Genomic DNA, 18,553 nt, shown 5'->3' on the forward strand with positions numbered 1-18,553 from the left:
CGCTAGGCCTGTTCAATCTCTTCGCGCCGCACTTCGAGCTCCAGCCATTTGTCCTCGGCCTCGGCCAGTTCCTTTTGCGCCTTCGTCAGAGCGTCGGAGGCCTGATCGAAGCGCTTGCGATCTTTCCGGAACAGATCGGGGTCGTCAAGGAAGCGCTGCTGCTTGGCGATCTCGGCCTGCAGCTTGGCGATGGTCTTGGGCAACGTCTCCAGCGCGTGTTGCTCGTTGAAGGTCAACCGTCGCTTCGCGACGCCGGAAGGCGCGACGGTTCGCTGCTCTCTCGTCTCTTCGACGGCCTTCGCTGTCGCGCGCTTCACGTCAGCGCCGCGCTGGGCGAGCATGTCGGTATAGCCGCCGGCATATTCGAGCCAGCGTCCGTTGCCCTCGGGCACGATCACAGACGTCACCACGCGGTCGAGAAAATCGCGATCGTGGCTGATCAGAATCACGGTGCCCTCGTAGTCGCTGAGCATTTCCTCGAGAACGTCGAGGGTCTCCAGGTCGAGGTCGTTGGTCGGCTCGTCCAGCACCAGGAGGTTCGAGGGCTTCGCCAGGGCGCGCGCCAGCATCAGCCGGCCGCGTTCACCGCCCGACAGCACCTCCAGCGGCGTGCGCATCTGTTCCTGGGCGAACAGGAAGTCCTTCATGTAGCTGACGACGTGCTTCGGCTTGCCGCCGACCATGACATGGTCGCCGCGGCCGCCGGTCAGCGCCTCGGCCAGCGTCGTCTTCGGATCGAGACTTTCCCGATGCTGGTCGAGCGTCGCCATCTCGATGTTGGCACCGAGCCGTATGCTGCCGCTGTCCGGTGCGCTGCCGCCGGTCAGCATCTCGATCAGCGTGGTCTTGCCGGCGCCGTTCGGGCCGACGATGCCGATGCGGTCGCCGCGCTGGACGCGGATCGAGAAGCCGTCGACGATCTTTCGCTCGCCATAGGACCGGCTGATATTCTTGGCCTCGATGACGAGCTTGCCGGATTTGTCGGCTTCGGCAGCCGCGAGGTTGGCGTTGCCCGTCGCGCCGCGATGGGTGCGGCGCTGGTCGCGCAGCGCGTGGAGATTGCCGAGTCGCTTGACGTTGCGCTTGCGGCGGCCCGAGACGCCGTAGCGCAACCAGTGCTCCTCGTTGACGATCTTGCGGTCGAGCTTGTGTTGGTCGCGCTCTTCCTCCGCGAGCACCTCGTCGCGCCAGGCCTCGAAGGCGCTGAAGCCGCGGTCGATCTGCCGGATCTGGCCGCGGTCGAGCCAGGCGGTGCTGCGCGAGAGATTGCCCAGGAAGCGCCGATCGTGGCTGATGATCACCAGCGCGCAGCGGCGGCTCTCCAGTTCGCCCTCCAGCCATTCGATGGTCGGAAGATCCAGATGGTTGGTAGGCTCGTCCAGCAGCAGGATATCGGGCGAGGGCGCCAGCACGCGCGCCAGCGCGGCGCGGCGGGCTTCGCCGCCGGAGACATGCGCCGGATCTTCTTCGCCGCTAAGGCCGAGCTGCTCGACCAGATAGCGCGCCTGATAGTGGTCGTCGCCGGCATTGAGGCCGGCCTCGACATAGGCCAGCGTGGTGGAGAAACCGGAAAAATCCGGCTCCTGCGGCAGGTAGCGAATGGTGGCGCCGGGCTGCACGAAACGGCTGCCGCCATCCGGTTCGACCAGGCCGGCGGCGATCTTGAGCAGCGTCGATTTGCCGGAACCGTTGCGGCCGATCAGGCAGACGCGCTCGCCGGTCGAAACCGACAGTTCGACGCCCGCCAGGAGCGGCGTGCCGCCAAAGGTCAGTTTGATATCGCGCAGTTGAATCAGCGGTGGCGCCATGCGGTGTCTCAGTCCTGTCTTGTTGCGGCCTGATCGGCGCGGCGGCGCTGGATGCGGCGGATGGTTTGGTCGAGCGTCGACAGAAACGTCGAGCGGTCGCGTGGCGAATAGGATTTCGGACCGCCGGTGACTTCGCCGGCCGAGCGTAAATCGGTCATCAGGTTGCGGACGGCGAGCGTCATCCCGATCGATTCCTCGGTGAACGCCTTGCCGTTTGACGCAATCACATCGGCGCCGGCCTTCACGCAGCGGCTCGCGAGTGGAATATCCGAGGTAATGACGATATCGCCGGGCCCGGCGCGTTCCGCGATCCAGTCATCGGCCGCGTCCATGCCGGCACCCGCGGCGACCCGCTCGATCAGCGGATCCTGGGGCACGCGGATGAAATTGCCCGCGACTACGCTCACCGGCAGGCCGTGCCTGCCGGCGACGCGATAGATCTCGTCCTTCACCGGACAGGCGTCGGCGTCGACATAGATGCGGGTGGTGTTTTGAGGGTTCGTCATGGTCCGTAGATGGGGCTTGCGAAGCGGTTCCGCAGCAGCCGCGTGGTACCCCATTCGGGCCGCAAAGGCGAGGGGATTGACCCCGGTTCCTCAGGGCCTACGATCGGCCCGAAACAATAAGAATTTGGGGAAGCCAAGCCATGCCGAACCGGCTCGAGACCTATCGTGTCGAGGCCTACAACACGGCCAAGCAATCCGAAAACAAGATGCATGATGATGCAGTGGCGCGCCGATTCGGGTTTTCCGGCGGGCTGGTTCCTGGCGTCGATGTCTTTGCCTACATGATGCATGTGCCGGTGGTGCGCTGGGGCCGCGATTTCCTGTCGCGCGGGTTGATCGAGGCGCGTTTCATCAAGCCGGTCTATGACGGCGAGACCGCCGATGTCGATGCGACCGAACACAACGGCCTGCTCACGATCGAGGTGTTCAGCCGCACCGAGCTCTGCGCGACGGGGACGGCGTCGCTGCCGGCGACTGCGCCTGCGGTTTCGTTGAGCGATTATGTCGAGGTGCCCGCGATTGCCGAGCGCAAACCGGTCAGCCCGGCAACCTTCGAAACCGGCAAATGGCTCGGCACGACGCCGCGCCGCTGGGCCGGGCAGGATGCAGCCGACTATCTCGCTGATGTCCGCGAGGCCGATCCGATCTTCGCGCGCGAGGGGCTCGGCCATCCCGGCCTGATCCAGCGCGTCATGAACCGCGTGCTGGTGGACAACACGATCCTTGGCCCGTGGATCCATGTCGGCAGCCGCATGCAATTGCTGTCAGCCGCACGCGCCGGTGATGAGATCACCGCGCGGGCCAAAGTCACCGCGAATTACGAGAAGAAGGGTCACCGTTTCGTCGAGCTCGACGCGCTGGTGGTCGCCAACGGCACGACGCCGCTGGCGCACTGCCAGTACACCGCGATCTACCAGCCGCGCGAGCAGGCGGCGGCGTAGAGCGCGGGCGGCGAGAGGCAAGTACACCGCTCCAAGCTCGGTGTCATGCCCCGCGAAGGCGGGGCATCCAGTACGCCGCGGCTTCTCCGTGAATCACTGCTGCCTCGGAGTACTGTGATCGCCCGGTCGAGCCGGGCGATCACAGTGTGCGTGTGGAGGGCAGAAGGGCAGCTTTACGCCGCTTTCCCCTTCGCATCCTGGATCGCGCGCCACACACGCTCCGGCGTCAGCGGCATATCGATGTGCTTGATGCCGTAGTCGGAGAGCGCGTCGATCACCGCGTTCACGACCGTGGACAGGCTGCCGGCGCAGCCGGCTTCCCCGCAGCCCTTGCTGCCGAGTGGATTGGTCGTGGCCGGCACCGGGTGGTCGCCGACCGTCATGTTCGGAACGTCCTCGGCGCGCGGCAGGGCGTAGTCCATCAGCGAGCCCGTGATCGGCTGGCCGCTGTCGTCGTAGCGGACGTGCTCCATCAGCGCCTGGCCGATGCCCTGGACGACGCCGCCATGGAGCTGGCCGGCGACCAGCAGCGGGTTGATCACCGTGCCGAAATCGTTGACCGCGCTGTAGCGCACGATCTGCACGACGCCGGTCTCAGGGTCGATCTCGACCTCGGCGACATGGCAGCCGTTCGGGAAGGCCGACGGCACCGGTTCGCTGGTGTGATCGACGTCGAGGCTGTCGGGCACGCCCTCCGGCATCTTGCTGTCGTGCAGGCGCTTGGCCAGCTCCATGATGTCGATGCTGCGATCGGTGCCGGCGATCGTGAAACTGCCGCCTTCGAATTCGATGTCGGCTTCGGATGCCTCCAGCATGTGCGCGGCGGCGCGCTTGCCCTTTTCGATCACGAGCTTGGCGGCGCCCACGATCGCCATGCCGGTCGCGGTGATCGAGCGCGAGCCGCCGGTGCCATTGCCGGTGTGCACGATGTCGCTGTCGCCCTGCACCAGCTTGACGCTGTCGAAGGGGACGCCGAGCTGCTCGCACAGCACCTGCGCGAACGGCGTGGCGTGGCCCTGACCGTAATCGAGCGTACCGGTGATGAGCTGCACCGAGCCATCGGGATCGAACACGATCTTGCCGAGCTCGACGCCGGGAGGTGCGGTCACCTCCAGATAGGAACCGACAGCGATGCCACGCAGCTTGCCGGCCTTCTTGCTCTCCTTCTTGCGCTTGGCAAAGTTCTCGTGGTCGGAGATTTCGAGCGCCTTGTTGAAGACAGCTTGGAAGTCGCCGCTGTCATAGGTGACGCCGGAGGACGCGGCGAAGGGCATCTGGTTTTGCTTGATGAAGTTGCGCTTGCGCATCGTCAGGCGGTTGATGCCCATCTCGTCGGCGGCGCGGTCGATCAACCGTTCCATGTAGTAGTTGGCCTCGGGCCGTCCGGCGCCGCGATAGGCGCCCATCAGCGTGGTGTTGGTCAGCACCGTCTTGATATCGACGGCCATCAGCGGCGTGCGATAAACGCTGGAAAAGTTCTTGCTGGTGTTGAGCGAGAGCGGACTGGGAGCAACGCCAGTGATATAGGCTCCGAGATTGCCGTAGCCCGAGAGCTTGGCGGCGAGGAAATGCCCCTCGGCGTCCAGCGCGAGCTCGGCGTGAATCTTCTGCGCACGGCCGTGGCTGTCGGACAAGAAGCTGGTCGAGCGTTCGTCCAGCCATTTCACCGGCCGCCCCAATTCCTTGGCCGCGTAAAGGATGCACATGTACTCGGGATAGTTGACGTTCTTCATGCCGAAGGACCCGCCGACATTGGCGGTGAGGATGCGCACCTTTTCGTTCGGCACCTTCAGGTTCTTGGCGAGGTTGGCGCGGTTGCCGGCGACGCCCTGCGTCGGCATCTGGATGGTGTAACGCTCGGTCTCCTTGTCGTAGGAGGCAAGGCCGACGCGCGGCTCCATCGAGACCACGGCGACACGGGTGTTTTCGATGTCGACCTTGGTCACGTGAGCGGCGCTGGCGAAGGCCGCATTGACCTTCTCGATATCGCCATAGTGGTAGTCGAGCGCGACATTGTTCGGGATGTGGTCGTAGAGTTGCGGCGCGCCGGGTTTTGCGGCTTGCTCGGGATCGGTCACCGCCGGCAACGGCTCGATGTCGAGCTCGACCGCCTCGGCCGCGTCGCGCGCCTGGGCCAGCGTCTCCGCCACCACGAAGGCGACGGGATCGCCGACGAAACGGACCTTGTCGGTTGCGAGCGGCTGGCGGTTGGTCTGGAGCAGGGGCGAGCCGTCGCGGCTCTTCAGCGGCAGGCCGCAGGTGAAGGGGCCGTAGCCGGCCGCATCGAGGTCTTTGCCGGTCCAGACCCCCAGCACGCCCGGTATCGCCCTGGCTGCGTCGACGTTGATGCCGCGAATGACGCCGTGGGCATGGGTCGAGCGGACGATCACGGCATAGGCCTGGCCGGGCAAGTTGAAATCGTCGGTGTAGCGGCCCTTGCCGCGCACCAGCGTATCGTCCTCCTTGCGGCGGACCGGCTGCCCGACACCATATTTTTGCAGTGCAATAGCGTTTTCGAGCGTGGAGGATTTGGTGTGTTCTTGCATGGAATTGACCTGAAAAGCCGGCAATTGCGCGGTTTTGGGGGGCGCCTGGGGGCCGGACCCCTCAAAAATAACCCACCGGCCCGTTCACGACAACGCACGAATGGGCATGGTCCCATGTGATGCGTTGTTGCGCAGGATTGGCGCGCTGCTAATGTTTCAGGCGAAAAAGCAATTCCAGCTCGGCCTAACCGGCCGCGGAAAGACAGTTTGTATGAATGACCACACGCGGCTCCGCGACGGCCTTGCGCCGCACGGTGAGCTGGGGTCGATGGCGGCGGCGTTCGCCACTGAACCGGCCGTCGGCGCGCAAGCGCCGGGAACCGGCGTCTACGCGGCGCTCGACCTCGGCACCAACAATTGCAGGCTCCTGATCGCCTGTCCGACCCACGACGGCTTTCGCGTGGTCGATTCCTTCTCGCGCATCATCCGGCTCGGCGAGGGCGTCTCGGCAACCGGGTGCATCAGCGAGGCCGCGATCGAGCGCGCCATCGTGGCGCTCGGCATCTGCCGCGACAAGATCAACCTGCGCAAGGCGCGGCGGCTGCGGCTGATCGCCACCGAAGCCTGCCGCGCCGCCTCGAATGCCGAAGGCTTTCGCAGCCGCGTCGCGGCCGAGACCGGGATCGAGCTCGAGGTGATCGACCGCGAGACCGAGGCGGCGCTCGCCGTGCTGGGCTGCTCGCCGCTGGTCGATCCCAGGGGGCGCGGCGCGATCCTGTTCGACATCGGCGGCGGCTCGACCGAGCTGGTGCGGATCGAGCGCGACGCCGCAAATCCGGAGCCGCGCATCAAAGCCTGGATGTCGATCCCATTCGGCGTGGTCACGCTTGCCGAGCAGTTCGGCGGACGCGACGTGACGCCGGAGATCTACGCCGCGATGGAGCGCGAGGTCGCCCATCACATCAGGCCGTTCGCCGAACAGCATGGCGGCGATCTCGCCGACATGCATCTGCTCGGCACGTCAGGCACTGTGACGACGCTCGCCGGCATCCATCTCAACCTCGCGCGCTACGACCGCCGCCGCATCGATAGCGTCTGGATGAACGATACCGACGTCACCGCGACTATCAACAAGCTGCTCGGCATGAGCTACGAGGAGCGCGCCGCCAACAGCTGCATCAGTATCGAGCGCGCCGATCTCGTGCTGGCCGGCTGCGCCATCCTCGACGCGATCCGCCGCGCCTTTCCGCTGCCGCGCCTGCGCGTCGCCGACCGGGGCCTGCGCGAAGGCATGCTGGTCGAGATGATGCGCGAAGACGGCGCGCTCAGGAGCTGGTGAGATGGCCAAGGACACCACCGGCCGCTTGCACGTTCAGGTCAAGACCCACGGCAAGCGCAAATTGTCGTCGAAGCTCTGGCTGGAGCGGCAGCTCAACGATCCCTATGTGGTGAAGGCGAAGGCGCTGGGTTATCGCTCGCGCGCCGCTTTCAAGCTGCTGGAGATCGACGACAAATACCGGCTACTCAAGCACGGCATGGCGGTGGTCGATCTCGGTGCGGCGCCGGGTGGCTGGAGCCAGATCGCCGCCAAGCGCGTCGGCTCGGTCGACGGCAAGGGCAAGGTCATCGCAATCGACCTGCTGGAAATCCCCGAAATCGCCGGCGTCGAGTTCGCGCAGCTCGACTTCATGGACAATGACGCGCCGGACAAGCTCAAGGCCATGCTCGACGGCGGCGCCGACATCGTAATGTCCGACATGGCCGCCAACACCACCGGCCACCGCAAGACCGACCAGCTTCGCATCGTCGGCCTGATCGAGACCGCCGCCGCGTTCGCCTGCGATGTGCTGAAGCCGGGCGGGACCTTCTTGGCGAAGGCGTTCCAGAGCGGCGCCGACGCCGAGTTGCTCGCCCAGCTCAAGCGCGATTTCGCAACAGTGCGTCACGTCAAGCCGGCCGCAAGCCGTGCAGATTCCTCGGAGCGCTACGTGCTGGCGACGGGATTTCGCGGCGGGGCGACGGAATAGCAACAAACTCCGTCATTGCGAGGAGCTCTTGCGACGAAGCAATCTAGACTGTCTCCGCGGAGGGATTCTGGATTGCTTCGCTTCGCTCGCAATGACGAGATAGGCTACCCCAGCCGCTGATCCCGCACGTCCTGGGTATCCTCGGTCGCCGCCTTGACGGCCGCCTTGGCCGCGCCCTTGCCGGCACCCTTGCGGCTCGCGATCTCCACGGCCTTGCGGCCGGAGACTTCGTGACCGGCATCGGCGGGCATCTGCCAGAAGAACCAGCTCGACGCCGCCGAGGTGAGCGCGACCACGACGAAGGCCGGCGCAAACACGGTGGCATTGAGCTCGCTGGCGTGGCTGAGCCACATCGTCGTCTCGACGGACGCAGCGCCGACGGCGACGCCGGCCGAGACCGCGAGCTGCTGGTTGACGCTGACGAGCGTGGTGGCGCGGCTCATCTGCGCCTGCTCGACCTCGGCATAGGCAACCGTGTTGATCGCGGTGAACTCGAGCGAACGGAAGAAGCCGCCGACCACCAGGATGATCATGATGATCAGCAGCGGCGTCGTCACGGTGAAGAGGGCGCAGGCGGCGAGAAAGACGGCACTGATGATCGCGTTCACCGTCATCAGGTTGCGGAAGCCGAAGGCGCGGATGATGCGTGCGGCCAGCGCCTTCATGCCCATGGCGCCGAGCGAGGAGCCAAACGTGACGAGGCCGGACTTGAACGGCGAGAGGCCGAAGCCGATCTGCATCAGCAGCGGCAACAGGAACGGCAGCGCGCCGATGCCGAGCCGGAACATGAATCCGCCGAGAACGGCGGCGCGTAGCGTCGGCAGCCTCAGCAGCGTGAAGTCCAGCACCGGCGACCCCGTTCGCCGCGCGTGAAGGACATACAGTGTCATCGAGATTGATCCGCCGACGACCAGGGCGGCAACTGTGCTCCATGGCAGCAGATTGAGTCCGGCAACCGACAGCCCGAAGGCGATGCCGGCGAGCCCGAGGCCCGCGAGCACCATGCCATAGAGGTCGAACGGCTCTCGTTCCTCGCTTTTGATGGGATCGATGAAGCGCAAGGCCATGAAGATGCCGAGCAACCCGATCGGGATGTTGATCAGGAAGATCCAGTGCCAGGACGCATAGGTCGTGATGAAGCCGCCGAGCGGCGGCCCGATCACGGGGCCGATCAGGGCAGGAACCGTCACCCACGCCATGGCATTGACCAGCGCGCTCTTATCGACCGACCGCAACAGCACGAGGCGCCCGACCGGCGTCATCATCGCCCCGCCCATGCCTTGCAGGATGCGCGCGAACACGAAATCGGTGACCGATGTCGAGAGCGCGCAGCCGACCGAGCCGACCATGAATACGCCGACGGCAATCGCAAACACCATGCGCGCGCCGAACCGGTCGGCGGTCCAGCCGCTCGCCGGGATGAACACCGCAAGCGACAGCAGATAGGAGGTGATCGCGAGCTTGAGCGTCAATGGGCTGGTGCCGATGTCGGCTGCGATCGCGGGCAGCGACGTGGCGATCACCGTCGAGTCCATGTTCTCCATGAAGAGAGCAGTGGCCACGATCAGCGGAATGATGCGTTGCTTGTCGACCATGATGAATCGGTAATGGAAATTGGACGGAAGGGCGAGAATTGCGGCTTATCACCGGCATTGGGCCGCGACCATTGCGGATCGACGCATAGCACCTAAATCCTGCGTGACCCGAGGTGAGTGCGCCCGCGCCGGAGACCGTGATGATCGGCCGGCACGGGGACGCCGTTCGCCAGTACGAGGCGCCGCGAGGCTATCCCCCGCTGAATTTGCCTAAAAAGCCTGTGCATGGCTGGCCGGCGGTCCGATTTGCTTTGATTCGTCGTCCACCCGTGCTATCGACCCGCGTCAACCCCACCGATGGGCTCCGATTCTCCGGCGTTGCCGCAAGGTACGCCGAGGGCGGCGCTCATCCATAGCTATTTGCGGCAGGGCCGCGGAAGGAGTTGGCACATGGCCACCGTGCAACAAGGCATTCGCGAAGCCCTCACGTTCGACGACGTGCTGCTGAAGCCGGGCCTGTCGGACGTCATGCCGGGCGAGGTCGACATCCGCTCTCGCGTCACCCGCGCCATTCCGCTCAACATCCCGATCATGGCCTCCGCCATGGACACGGTCACCGAAGCCCGCATGGCGATCGCCATGGCGCAGGCCGGCGGCATCGGCGTCATCCACCGCAATTTCGATCCCGAAGGGCAGGCCGCCCAGGTGCGACAGGTCAAGCGCTACGAGTCGGGCATGGTGGTGAACCCGCTCACCATCAGCCCCGACGCCACGCTGGACGACGCGCTCAAGCTGATGAGCGATCACGGTATCTCCGGCATTCCCGTCGTCACCGGTGCCGGCAAGTCCACGCCGGGCAAGCTGGTCGGCATCCTCACCAACCGCGACGTCCGCTTCGCCACCGACCGCCAGCAAAAAATCTCCGAGCTGATGACGCATGAAGGTCTCGTCACGGTGCGCGAGAATGTCAGCCAGGACGAGGCACGGCGGATGCTGCATCAGCACCGCATCGAGAAGCTGCTCGTGGTCGACGAGCAGTATCGCTGCGTCGGTCTAGTCACCGTGAAGGACATGGAGAAGGCGGTCGCCCATCCGCTGGCCTGCAAGGACGCGCAGGGCCGCCTGCGCGTCGCCGCCGCCACCACGGTCGGTGATAGCGGCTTCGAGCGCACCGAGCGGCTGATCGATGCGGGCGTCGATCTCGTCGTGGTCGACACCGCGCACGGTCATTCCCGTCACGTGCTCCATGCGGTCAACCGCATCAAGCGCCTGTCCAATTCCGTGCAGGTCGTTGCCGGCAACGTCGCGACCTCGGAGGGTGCGCAGGCGCTGATCGATGCTGGCGCGGACTGCATCAAGGTCGGCATCGGCCCGGGCTCGATCTGCACCACGCGCATCGTCGCCGGCGTCGGTGTGCCCCAGCTCACCGCGATCATGGATGCGGTGGAAGCGGCGAAGAAGTCCGACATCCCCGTGATCGCCGACGGCGGCATCAAGTTCTCCGGCGACCTTGCCAAGGCGCTTGCTGCCGGTGCCGACATCGCGATGGTCGGCTCGTTGCTCGCCGGCACCGATGAGACGCCCGGTGAGGTGTTCTTGTGGCAGGGCCGCTCCTATAAGGCCTATCGCGGCATGGGTTCGGTCGGCGCGATGGCGCGCGGCTCGGCCGACCGCTACTTCCAGCAGGACATCAAGGACACGCTCAAGCTCGTGCCCGAAGGCATAGAAGGCCAGGTGCCTTACAAGGGCCCGGTCGGCAACGTCATGCACCAGCTCGCCGGCGGCCTGCGCGCCGCGATGGGCTATGTCGGTGCAGGCACGCTCCAGGACTTGCACAAGAAGGCGCAGTTCGTGCGTATCACCGGCGCGGGCCTGCGCGAGAGCCACGTCCACGACGTCACCATTACGCGCGAGGCGCCGAACTATCCGGGCGGGGGTTAGGCGCTCCACATTCCGCTGTCATGCCCCGGCTTGACCGGGGCATCCAGTACGCCGCGGCCTCTCGGCTCAACCACGACCGCCTCTGGAATACTGGATCGCCCGATCAAGTCGGGCGATGACAGCGAGGGCGCGGTTGGTGTGTACCAAACTCCATTTGCGGCGCTGTCCTGCAACTACGCTCCGTCGCTTTTGTATTGACGTGCTCCGCTCCCTCCGCTTCCGTTCGCGCCGAAGCATAATCAGGAGGAAGCCAACATGTCCCAAGGCAAACGCATCGTTCTCGCGGCGCGTCCCGTCGGCGAGCCAAAGCCGTCCGATTTCCGCATCGAGGAATTCGCTGTACCGACGCCCGCCGCAGGCGAAGTCCTGCTGCGCACGATCTGGCTCTCGCTCGATCCCTATATGCGCGGGCGCATGAGCGACGGTCCGTCCTACGCGACCCCGGTGCCGGTCGGCGGCGTGATGGAAGCCGGTACGGTCTGCGAGGTCGCAGCCTCCAACAATCCGAACTTCGCCAAGGGCGACATCGTACTCTCGCGCGCGGGCTGGCAGACGCACGCGATCTCCGACGGCAAGGGGCTGAACAAGATCGACCCGAAGCTCGCGCCGATCTCGACGGCCGTCGGCGTGCTGGGCATGCCCGGCATGACCGCCTACACGGGCCTGCTCGATATCGGCAAGCCGCAAGCGGGCGAGACCGTCGTCGTCGCCGGTGCCTCCGGTGCGGTCGGTTCGGCCGTGGGACAGATCGCGAAGATCAAGGGCGCACGCGCGGTTGGAATCGCCGGCGGCAAGGACAAATGCGATTACGTCGTGAAGGAGCTCGGCTTCGATGCCTGCCTCGATCACCGCGATCCTGATCTGGCGGCGAAGCTGAAGGAGGCCTGCCCGAAAGGCATCGACGTCTATTTCGAGAATGTCGGCGGCGCCGTGTTCGAGGCGGTCTTCCCGCTGCTCAATGCGTTCGCGCGCGTGCCGGTCTGCGGCCTCATCGCCCATTACAACGACACTGAAGCGAAGCCGCCGAAATGGGCCGCCAGCATGATGCGCGCGACCCTGACCAAGCGGCTGACCTTCCGCGGCTTCATCGTCTCCGACTTCGCCTCCCGCCATGGCGACTTCCTGCGCGACATGTCCGGATGGGTCCGCGAGGGCAAGGTCAAGTACAAGGAGTTCGTCACCGAGGGCCTGGAGAGCGCGCCCGGGGCCTTCATGGGGCTTCTGAAGGGAGCCAATTTCGGCAAGCAATTGGTGCGGGTCGGGCCGGATAGGGCTTGATCCGCCTCTTCGGCCCCCTCGGGGACCGGATATGGTTAACAAAGAGTGACCGATCGGCCACACCCGCCCGTAAAAGCCGCAGGTGTGACCGTCGGTTCATTGACGGGCCCGCGAAGGCATTGAATCATTGCGCATATTTCAGGTGCGATGATGTTAGAGCTTGTTGTTTTCTGCGTAATCCTTGTGGCCGCCGGTTATTGGGCGACGATGTTTGTCATGGGCCGTCGCGACGACGTCATCCATGGCAAGTTCGTTCACACCGAGGACGTGTTCGCGCAATCCGCGATGCCGACACCCACGCCGCCATTCCCCAAGCGCCCGGTCAAAGCTGCGCGGCCTGCCAATGTTCAGCCCGCCAATACCGGGGCCAAACCGGTGAACAGCGACGCGCTGCAGTCCTTGCTTGCCGCGATCCAGCAGGATCTCAAGAGCGTCGCTTGATCCGCGCGTTCAGACGCTGCCGCGCTCGACCATGAACAGCTCGACCGCAAGTCGCTGCTCGGGCCGTGGCGCGCCGGTCAGGCGCGCCAGAAGCAGTTCGCCTGCGATACGCCCCACAGCCGCGGCATCGAACGAGATCGTGGTGAGGCCGGGCGTGATCTGATCGGCGACGTCGTTGTCGCCGAAGCCGAGCACAGCCAGATCGCGCGGCACCGACAGGCCCCGGCCGCGCGCCTCGATCAGTGCGCCGGTCGCGAGCAGATCGTTGGCGCAGAACACGGCATCGATGCGGTCGCCGCGGTCGAGCAGGGCGGTGAAGGCGGCGCGGCCGTCGACGAGCCCCGTGATTTCGCCGACACCGATCTCATGGATGATCTCGAGCCCGAGCTGTGCCGCGGCCGCGCGAAAACCGTCGCGGCGCAGCGCACCGCGCCCAACGCTGCGTCCGATGAAACCGACGCGGCGATGCCCGGCCTCAGCCAGCCTTCGCGCCGCCATCGCACCGGCATCGGCGTTGGGAAGGCCGACCAGCATGTCGATGGGATCGCGCGGAAACGCCCAGGTCTCGATCACGGGAATGCCGAGCTCTTCGAGCGCGGCGCGATTCTCCTCGAGTTCGATCACGCCGGTGAACATCACGGCCGCAGGCCGGATGCCGCGCAGCGACTGGATCATCGCGACCTCCTTGGCATAGGAGTAGGAGGTCTGGCCGATCAGCACTTCAAAGCCTTCCGGCTCCAGCGTCGCGGCGAAGCTGCGCACCGCCAGCCCAAACTGCTGGCTGAGGATGTTGGAGACGAAAGCCATGACCACGTTTGATCGGCCCGAGCGCAGCGCGCGCGCGTGCGGGTTGGACGCATAGCCGGTCGCCTCGATCACTTCGAGGATACGCTCGCGGGTCTCGCGATTGACCTTCTCGGGATGGCGCAGCACCCGCGACACCGTGATCGGCGCAACGCCCGCGCGCTCCGCCACCTCCGCGATGCGCGGCGGCCGTCCGGTCGCGCTGCTGCGGCCGGGCGGCGCCGGAATGCGCACCACGTCGTCATAGGTCGGCTTTGCCGGATCGGTCATCGAATCCCGAGGCTAGAGCATGATCCGGAAAAGTGTGAAGCGGTTTTCCGAAAAGATCATGCTCAAATAACAACCTAAAGCGCGATGACGATTCATCCCAATCTCATCGCGCTTTAATCGAAGTCGGTACCGTCTCCAAAGCTCAGTGCGTCCCCACCTCATCGCGTGCCAGCGCGCGGCCGACCTGGACGAGGCAGTCGCCGCTCTGGCTGTCGGTGTGCAGCCTTTGCGAGATAACGATGCCGTCGGCTGGAAAGCGCAGTATCTCTTCGGCCAGCTCCGGGCGCTCGAAATCATGATACCAGCCCGCGACGTCGCCGGCCGCAACCCGCGCGCCGACCGTGACGGCAGGCTCGAACCAGCCGCGCCGCGTGGCGAACACCGCTTGCGCATGGCTTTGCAATGCCAACAGCTCGGTGGCGCGCTCGACCGGCGCATGTGGCCCCAGCACCGGGGCCTGGACCAGGCCGAGCGCGAGCAACAGGCGATCGACGGCGCGCGCGGTCAGGGCCATCGTCTGCGGCGTGACGGTGCCGCCGCCGCCGAACTCGCCGGAGAGTCCGATCGCGCCGGCACGTGCGGCGGCCGCCATCGAGGTCGGCGCAGTGGCGCCGTTCTCGGCGACGAAGGCGAAGGGCATCCCCAGCCCTTCCATCAGGCGCAGCGCGCGGCCGAACATCTCGGGCGGTCCCTGGCGCTCGATCAGCGCGCAAGGCACATGCGCCATCGAGGTGCCGCCGGAGTGGATGTCGAAGACGACATCGTGCCGCGGAAATAGCTCGTGCTCGAGGAAGTGCGCGAGGCGGAACGTCGGCGTGCCTCCGGAATCGCCCGGAAAGGCGCGGTTGAGATTGCCCTCGTCGAGCGGCGAGCGGCGCCGTGCTGCCATCACCGCCGGCAGGTTGGCGAAGGGCAGGATGGTGATCTCGCCCTTCACGGCGGCGTCATCGAGCCGGCGATACAGCCGCGTCAGCGTGATCTCGCCCTCATATTCGTCGCCGTGATTGCCGGCCATCAAAAGGAGTTTTGGGCCGGCACCGTTCTTGATCCGGAAGATCGGGATCTTGAGCTGGTAGTAAGGAGAGCGGTCGATCGAGAAGGGAATGCCGAGATGTCCGGACCATTTCTGGTCCTTCTCGAAATCGATGTCGTGGAAAAGTCCGGTATGCATGGCTTGCCTCGGGGCCGCGTCGTCGCCGACGCCGGCCGAAGGTTGAATGAAAGGGCGGCGCCGCTACAGCAGGGCAACCGCGGTCATCTCGACCCGCAGGTCGGGATCGGCGAGGCGGGCTTCGACGCAGGCGCGCGCCGGCGGATTGACCGGATCGATCCAGGAATCGTAGACCGAGTTCATGGTGTCGAAGTCGATGATGTGCGGCAGGAAGACGTTGACCGCGATCAACCTGGAGCAATCGGAGCCGGCTTCCTTCAACAGCGCGTCGATCTTGGCGAGCACCTGCTGGGTCTGGGATACGATTCCGGCCTTGCGGTCGTCCGCGACCTGGCCGGCGATATGCACCATGCCGCCGGCGGCGACGGCCTGGCTCATGCGCGAGCCCACGACGTAACGTTTGATCATCTGAAATACCTCCTCGTGACAGTGGCTCCCGCGGGGTCGCGGGAGCGCGTGCTGGCTCACAGCGTCGGCAGCGACTGCTCTTCCTTGAACCACTTCAACTGCAGCGCGCCGAGCTTGCCGTTGAGCTTGTTGGTGAAGATGTCGGTGTTGATCCAGTTGAGCAGGTTCTGCTCGCCCTGGCGCACGCCGACATGGGCCGGCGACTGGCGGATCAGGAATTTGAGCTCGACTTCCTTGGCGGGGTTCTGCTCCTGCACCTTGAGTGCGATCGCGCTGTTCTCGGCGAAGGTCTCGGCCTGGCCGGCGAGAAACGCGGCGAGTGCGGCGGGCGTGTCCTCGAAGCGCACAAGCTTCACCTTCGGTGCATTGTCGGTGAGCCAGACATCCAGCGTCGAGCCCTTGGCCACTGCAACGCTGCGGCCGTCGAGATTGTCCGGCTTCTTGCCGGTCGCGGCGGGAAACGATTTGGCGCCGTAGACGCCGAGATTCACCACCGCATAAGGCTGCGAGAACATCACCTGCTGGGCGCGCTCGGGCGTTGCGCCGAGGCCCGCGATCAGCATGTCGATCTTGTCCGACAGCAGGCTCGGGATGCGCGCGGCGCCGGTTACCGGGACGAGTTCGAGCTTCACGCCCATGTCGGCAGCAATTAGCCTGGCGAGATCGGCGTCGAGACCTGCGATCTCGCCCTTGTCGTCCTTGAAGCCCCATGGCGCCGCATCGGTGAGGATTCCGATGCGCAGCTTGCCTGAGCCGAGCACGTCCTGGAGCTTGTCGGCGTTCGCGAGGTTCGGCGCTGCGAGAACGGCAAGCGCCGCGGCTGCGATGGTGAAGAGTGACTTCAGTTTTCTCATGGCTCTCTCCTGGTGGCGGATTTGGTGAACGATGGTCATCTCGACGACGCGATGAAGCTTGCGAGCTCGGGCGTGTCAGGACTGGCGAACAGCTTTGCCGGCGGCCCCTGTTCCCAGACTCGGCCCTGGTGCATGAAGACGATGCGGTCCGCGACATTGCGGGCAAAGCCCATCTCGTGGGTGACCAGGATCATCGTCATGCCCTGTTTTGCCATCGCTTCCATCACCTTCAGCACTTCGCCGACGAGTTCGGGGTCGAGCGCGGAGGTCACCTCGTCGAACAGCATGAGCTGAGGCGCCATGGCCAGGCACCGCGCGATCGCGACGCGCTGCTGCTGGCCGCCGGAGAGCTGCTCCGGCCAGGCGTCGATCTTGTCGGCGAGACCGACGCGGGTCAGCACATCCTCGGCCAGCGCCCGCGCGCGGGCCTTGTCGATGCGGCCGGTGAGGAGCGGGGCGAGCGTGATATTGCGCTCGACCTTCAGATGCGGAAACAGGTTGAAGGCCTGGAACACGATGCCGACGCGCTGACGGAATTTCTTGAGGTCGCGCATTTCGGCATGGACCTTCAAGCCCTCGACGCGGATATCGCCGGAATCGACGCTCTCGAGCGCATTGATGCAGCGGAGCAGCGTCGACTTGCCCGAGCCGGAGCGGCCGATGATCGTGACGATCTCGCCTTCCTCGACGTCGAGCGAGACGCCCTTGAGGACCTCGACCCGGCCGAATGTCTTGTGCACGTCGCGGATTTCAACGAGAGCCATCGAGGCGGGCCTCCAGGGAGCGGGACCAGAGCGTGAGCGGCAGGCACAGCGCGAAATAGATCGCGGCGACCAGTGCGTAGGTGAGCAGCGGCTGGAATGTCGCCGCGCTCACCACCTGGCCGGCGCGCGCGAGCTCGACGAAGCCGAGGATCGAGGCGAGCGAGGTGCCCTTGATGAGCTGCACCAGGAAGCCGACGGTCGGCGGCAGCGACAGCCGCAGCGCCTGCGGCGCGATGATGTGGCAAAACTGCTGCCAGGCGGAGAGGCCGAGGCAGGCGCCAGCCTCCCACTGCGCCTGCTTCACGGCCTCCAGGCCGCCGCGCCAGATCTCGCCGAGAAAGGCGGCCGTGTAGAGCGTGTAGGCCACCGTCACCGCGACGGTCGCGGGCACCTGGATGCCCAGGAACACCGGCATGCCGAAATAGAAGAAGAACAGCAGGCCGAGCAGCGGCACGCTTTGGATGATTTGGATGGACGCCGCCATCGTCCAGCGTAGGGCGGCGGACCGGCTGATGCGGCCGACGGCGAGCCCGAGCGCCAGCGGCGTACCGAAGGCGAGCGCGAGCACGACGAGCGCGACAGTCCAGCGCAGGGCTTCGACGAGCGAGACGAGATCGATGAGGGAGAAGGAACGCATCGCCCGATCCCTCAGCGCCGTCGCGGCCAGCGGAAGGCCGCCGCGCCAATGACGGCAAACAGCGCCTTGAACGACATCGCCATGGCGAAATAGACCGCGCAGATCACCGCGTAGACTTCGAAGCTGCGATAGGTACGGCTTTCGATGAAGCCTGCGACGTGGAAGAGCTCGTCGGTGGCAACCTGCGAGGCAAGCGAGGTGCCGAGCAGCAGGAGCACGAACTGGCTGGTCACGGCAGGATAGGCATTGCGCAGAGCCGGTGGCAGCAGGATGTGACGGAAGACCTGCCAGGTGGAGAGACCGAGGCACTGGCCGGCCTCGATCTGGTTCTTCGGCACGGAGTCGAGGCCCGCGCGGATGATCTCGACCGAATAGGCGCCGAAATAGAGCGACAGTGCCACACAGGCGGCTTCGAACGCCGGCAGCTTCAGGCCGAAATTCGGCAGCACGAAGAAGACGATGAAGATCTGGATCAGCGACGGCGTGTTGCGGAACAGCTCGATATAGGCGCGCACGAGCCAGCGCAGCGGCGTGACGCGGCCCTTCAGCGCGACCGCGCCGGCGACGCCGATCAGAAGCCCTGCCACCGCTGCGATCACGGTCAGCTCCAGCGTGACGATGGCCCCGTCGATGAGCTGGTTCTGATAGCGCCAGAGCGGCAGGAAATTCATCGTGCCCGCTC

At 65.6% G+C, this 18,553-nt stretch carries 17 protein-coding genes; 6 read left to right on the top strand and 11 right to left on the bottom strand.

The annotated features are described in order from the left end of the window. Positions 1-2 precede the first annotated feature (2 nt). Entirely contained in the window at positions 3-1,808 is a 1,806-nt protein-coding gene (locus tag AC0L3A_RS01185) for an ABC-F family ATP-binding cassette domain-containing protein (RefSeq protein ID WP_354127916.1), read from the bottom strand. A gap of 8 nt (positions 1,809-1,816) precedes the next feature. Continuing rightward, a complete protein-coding gene (locus AC0L3A_RS01190) occupies positions 1,817-2,314 on the bottom strand; it encodes a YaiI/YqxD family protein (protein ID WP_007609125.1) in 498 nt (165 codons plus the stop codon). 140 nt (positions 2,315-2,454) lie between these two features. Here AC0L3A_RS01190 and AC0L3A_RS01195 point away from each other — a divergent pair, with 140 nt between their 5' ends. Beyond that, positions 2,455-3,255: a hypothetical protein gene (locus tag AC0L3A_RS01195; protein ID WP_473253426.1), complete on the top strand. Its 801-nt coding sequence runs from the start codon at positions 2,455-2,457 to the stop codon at positions 3,253-3,255. A 173-nt stretch (positions 3,256-3,428) separates the two neighbouring features. Here AC0L3A_RS01195 and AC0L3A_RS01200 read toward each other — a convergent pair whose 3' ends face one another. Next, positions 3,429-5,801: a xanthine dehydrogenase family protein molybdopterin-binding subunit gene (locus tag AC0L3A_RS01200; protein ID WP_473253427.1), complete on the bottom strand. Its 2,373-nt coding sequence runs from the start codon at positions 5,799-5,801 to the stop codon at positions 3,429-3,431. A 211-nt stretch (positions 5,802-6,012) separates the two neighbouring features. Here AC0L3A_RS01200 and AC0L3A_RS01205 point away from each other — a divergent pair, with 211 nt between their 5' ends. Together AC0L3A_RS01205 and AC0L3A_RS01210 are read left to right on the top strand one after the other, a co-directional pair. After that, the gene (locus AC0L3A_RS01205; protein ID WP_219683305.1) at positions 6,013-7,080 is read left to right on the top strand and encodes a Ppx/GppA phosphatase family protein; all 1,068 of its coding nucleotides are present in this window, start codon (positions 6,013-6,015) and stop codon (positions 7,078-7,080) included. Position 7,081: 1 nt separating this feature from the next. Further along, positions 7,082-7,768, top strand: coding sequence for an RlmE family RNA methyltransferase (locus AC0L3A_RS01210; RefSeq protein ID WP_007592230.1), 687 nt, complete (start codon positions 7,082-7,084; stop codon positions 7,766-7,768). A 104-nt stretch (positions 7,769-7,872) separates the two neighbouring features. Here the strand turns inward: AC0L3A_RS01210 and AC0L3A_RS01215 are convergent, their stop codons facing one another. Further along, positions 7,873-9,363, bottom strand: a complete 1,491-nt coding sequence (locus tag AC0L3A_RS01215; protein WP_473253428.1) for an MFS transporter — start codon at positions 9,361-9,363, stop codon at positions 7,873-7,875. A 390-nt stretch (positions 9,364-9,753) separates the two neighbouring features. Between AC0L3A_RS01215 and guaB the strand changes: the two genes are divergently transcribed. The 3 genes from guaB (at position 9,754) to AC0L3A_RS01230 (ending at position 12,963) form a co-directional block, all read left to right on the top strand. Beyond that, positions 9,754-11,244: an IMP dehydrogenase gene (gene guaB, locus AC0L3A_RS01220; RefSeq protein ID WP_007592224.1), complete on the top strand. Its 1,491-nt coding sequence runs from the start codon at positions 9,754-9,756 to the stop codon at positions 11,242-11,244. Positions 11,245-11,499: 255 nt separating this feature from the next. Then, entirely contained in the window at positions 11,500-12,522 is a 1,023-nt protein-coding gene (locus AC0L3A_RS01225) for an NADP-dependent oxidoreductase (RefSeq protein WP_473253429.1), read from the top strand. Positions 12,523-12,672: 150 nt separating this feature from the next. Continuing rightward, positions 12,673-12,963, top strand: a complete 291-nt coding sequence (locus tag AC0L3A_RS01230; RefSeq protein WP_354161479.1) for a hypothetical protein — start codon at positions 12,673-12,675, stop codon at positions 12,961-12,963. Positions 12,964-12,972: 9 nt separating this feature from the next. On the opposite strand, the gene AC0L3A_RS01235 is transcribed toward AC0L3A_RS01230, so the two are convergent. From AC0L3A_RS01235 to AC0L3A_RS01265, 7 genes are all read right to left on the bottom strand, one after another. Further along, entirely contained in the window at positions 12,973-14,037 is a 1,065-nt protein-coding gene (locus AC0L3A_RS01235; RefSeq protein ID WP_007592219.1) for a LacI family DNA-binding transcriptional regulator, read from the bottom strand. Between the two features lie 142 nt (positions 14,038-14,179). Further along, positions 14,180-15,208, bottom strand: a complete 1,029-nt coding sequence (locus AC0L3A_RS01240; RefSeq protein ID WP_007592216.1) for a succinylglutamate desuccinylase/aspartoacylase family protein — start codon at positions 15,206-15,208, stop codon at positions 14,180-14,182. 63 nt (positions 15,209-15,271) lie between these two features. Continuing rightward, entirely contained in the window at positions 15,272-15,616 is a 345-nt protein-coding gene (locus AC0L3A_RS01245; RefSeq protein WP_354127920.1) for a RidA family protein, read from the bottom strand. A gap of 56 nt (positions 15,617-15,672) precedes the next feature. Continuing rightward, positions 15,673-16,470: a transporter substrate-binding domain-containing protein gene (locus AC0L3A_RS01250; RefSeq protein ID WP_007592214.1), complete on the bottom strand. Its 798-nt coding sequence runs from the start codon at positions 16,468-16,470 to the stop codon at positions 15,673-15,675. Between the two features lie 35 nt (positions 16,471-16,505). Further along, entirely contained in the window at positions 16,506-17,234 is a 729-nt protein-coding gene (locus AC0L3A_RS01255) for an amino acid ABC transporter ATP-binding protein (RefSeq protein WP_354127921.1), read from the bottom strand. Continuing rightward, entirely contained in the window at positions 17,221-17,871 is a 651-nt protein-coding gene (locus AC0L3A_RS01260) for an amino acid ABC transporter permease (protein WP_354127922.1), read from the bottom strand. The genes AC0L3A_RS01255 and AC0L3A_RS01260 overlap by 14 nt, the downstream gene beginning before the upstream one ends. A gap of 11 nt (positions 17,872-17,882) precedes the next feature. Continuing rightward, a complete protein-coding gene (locus AC0L3A_RS01265; protein ID WP_007592208.1) occupies positions 17,883-18,542 on the bottom strand; it encodes an amino acid ABC transporter permease in 660 nt (219 codons plus the stop codon). Positions 18,543-18,553 lie beyond the last annotated feature (11 nt).

This window comes from Bradyrhizobium sp. MI1.3, assembly GCF_055811695.1.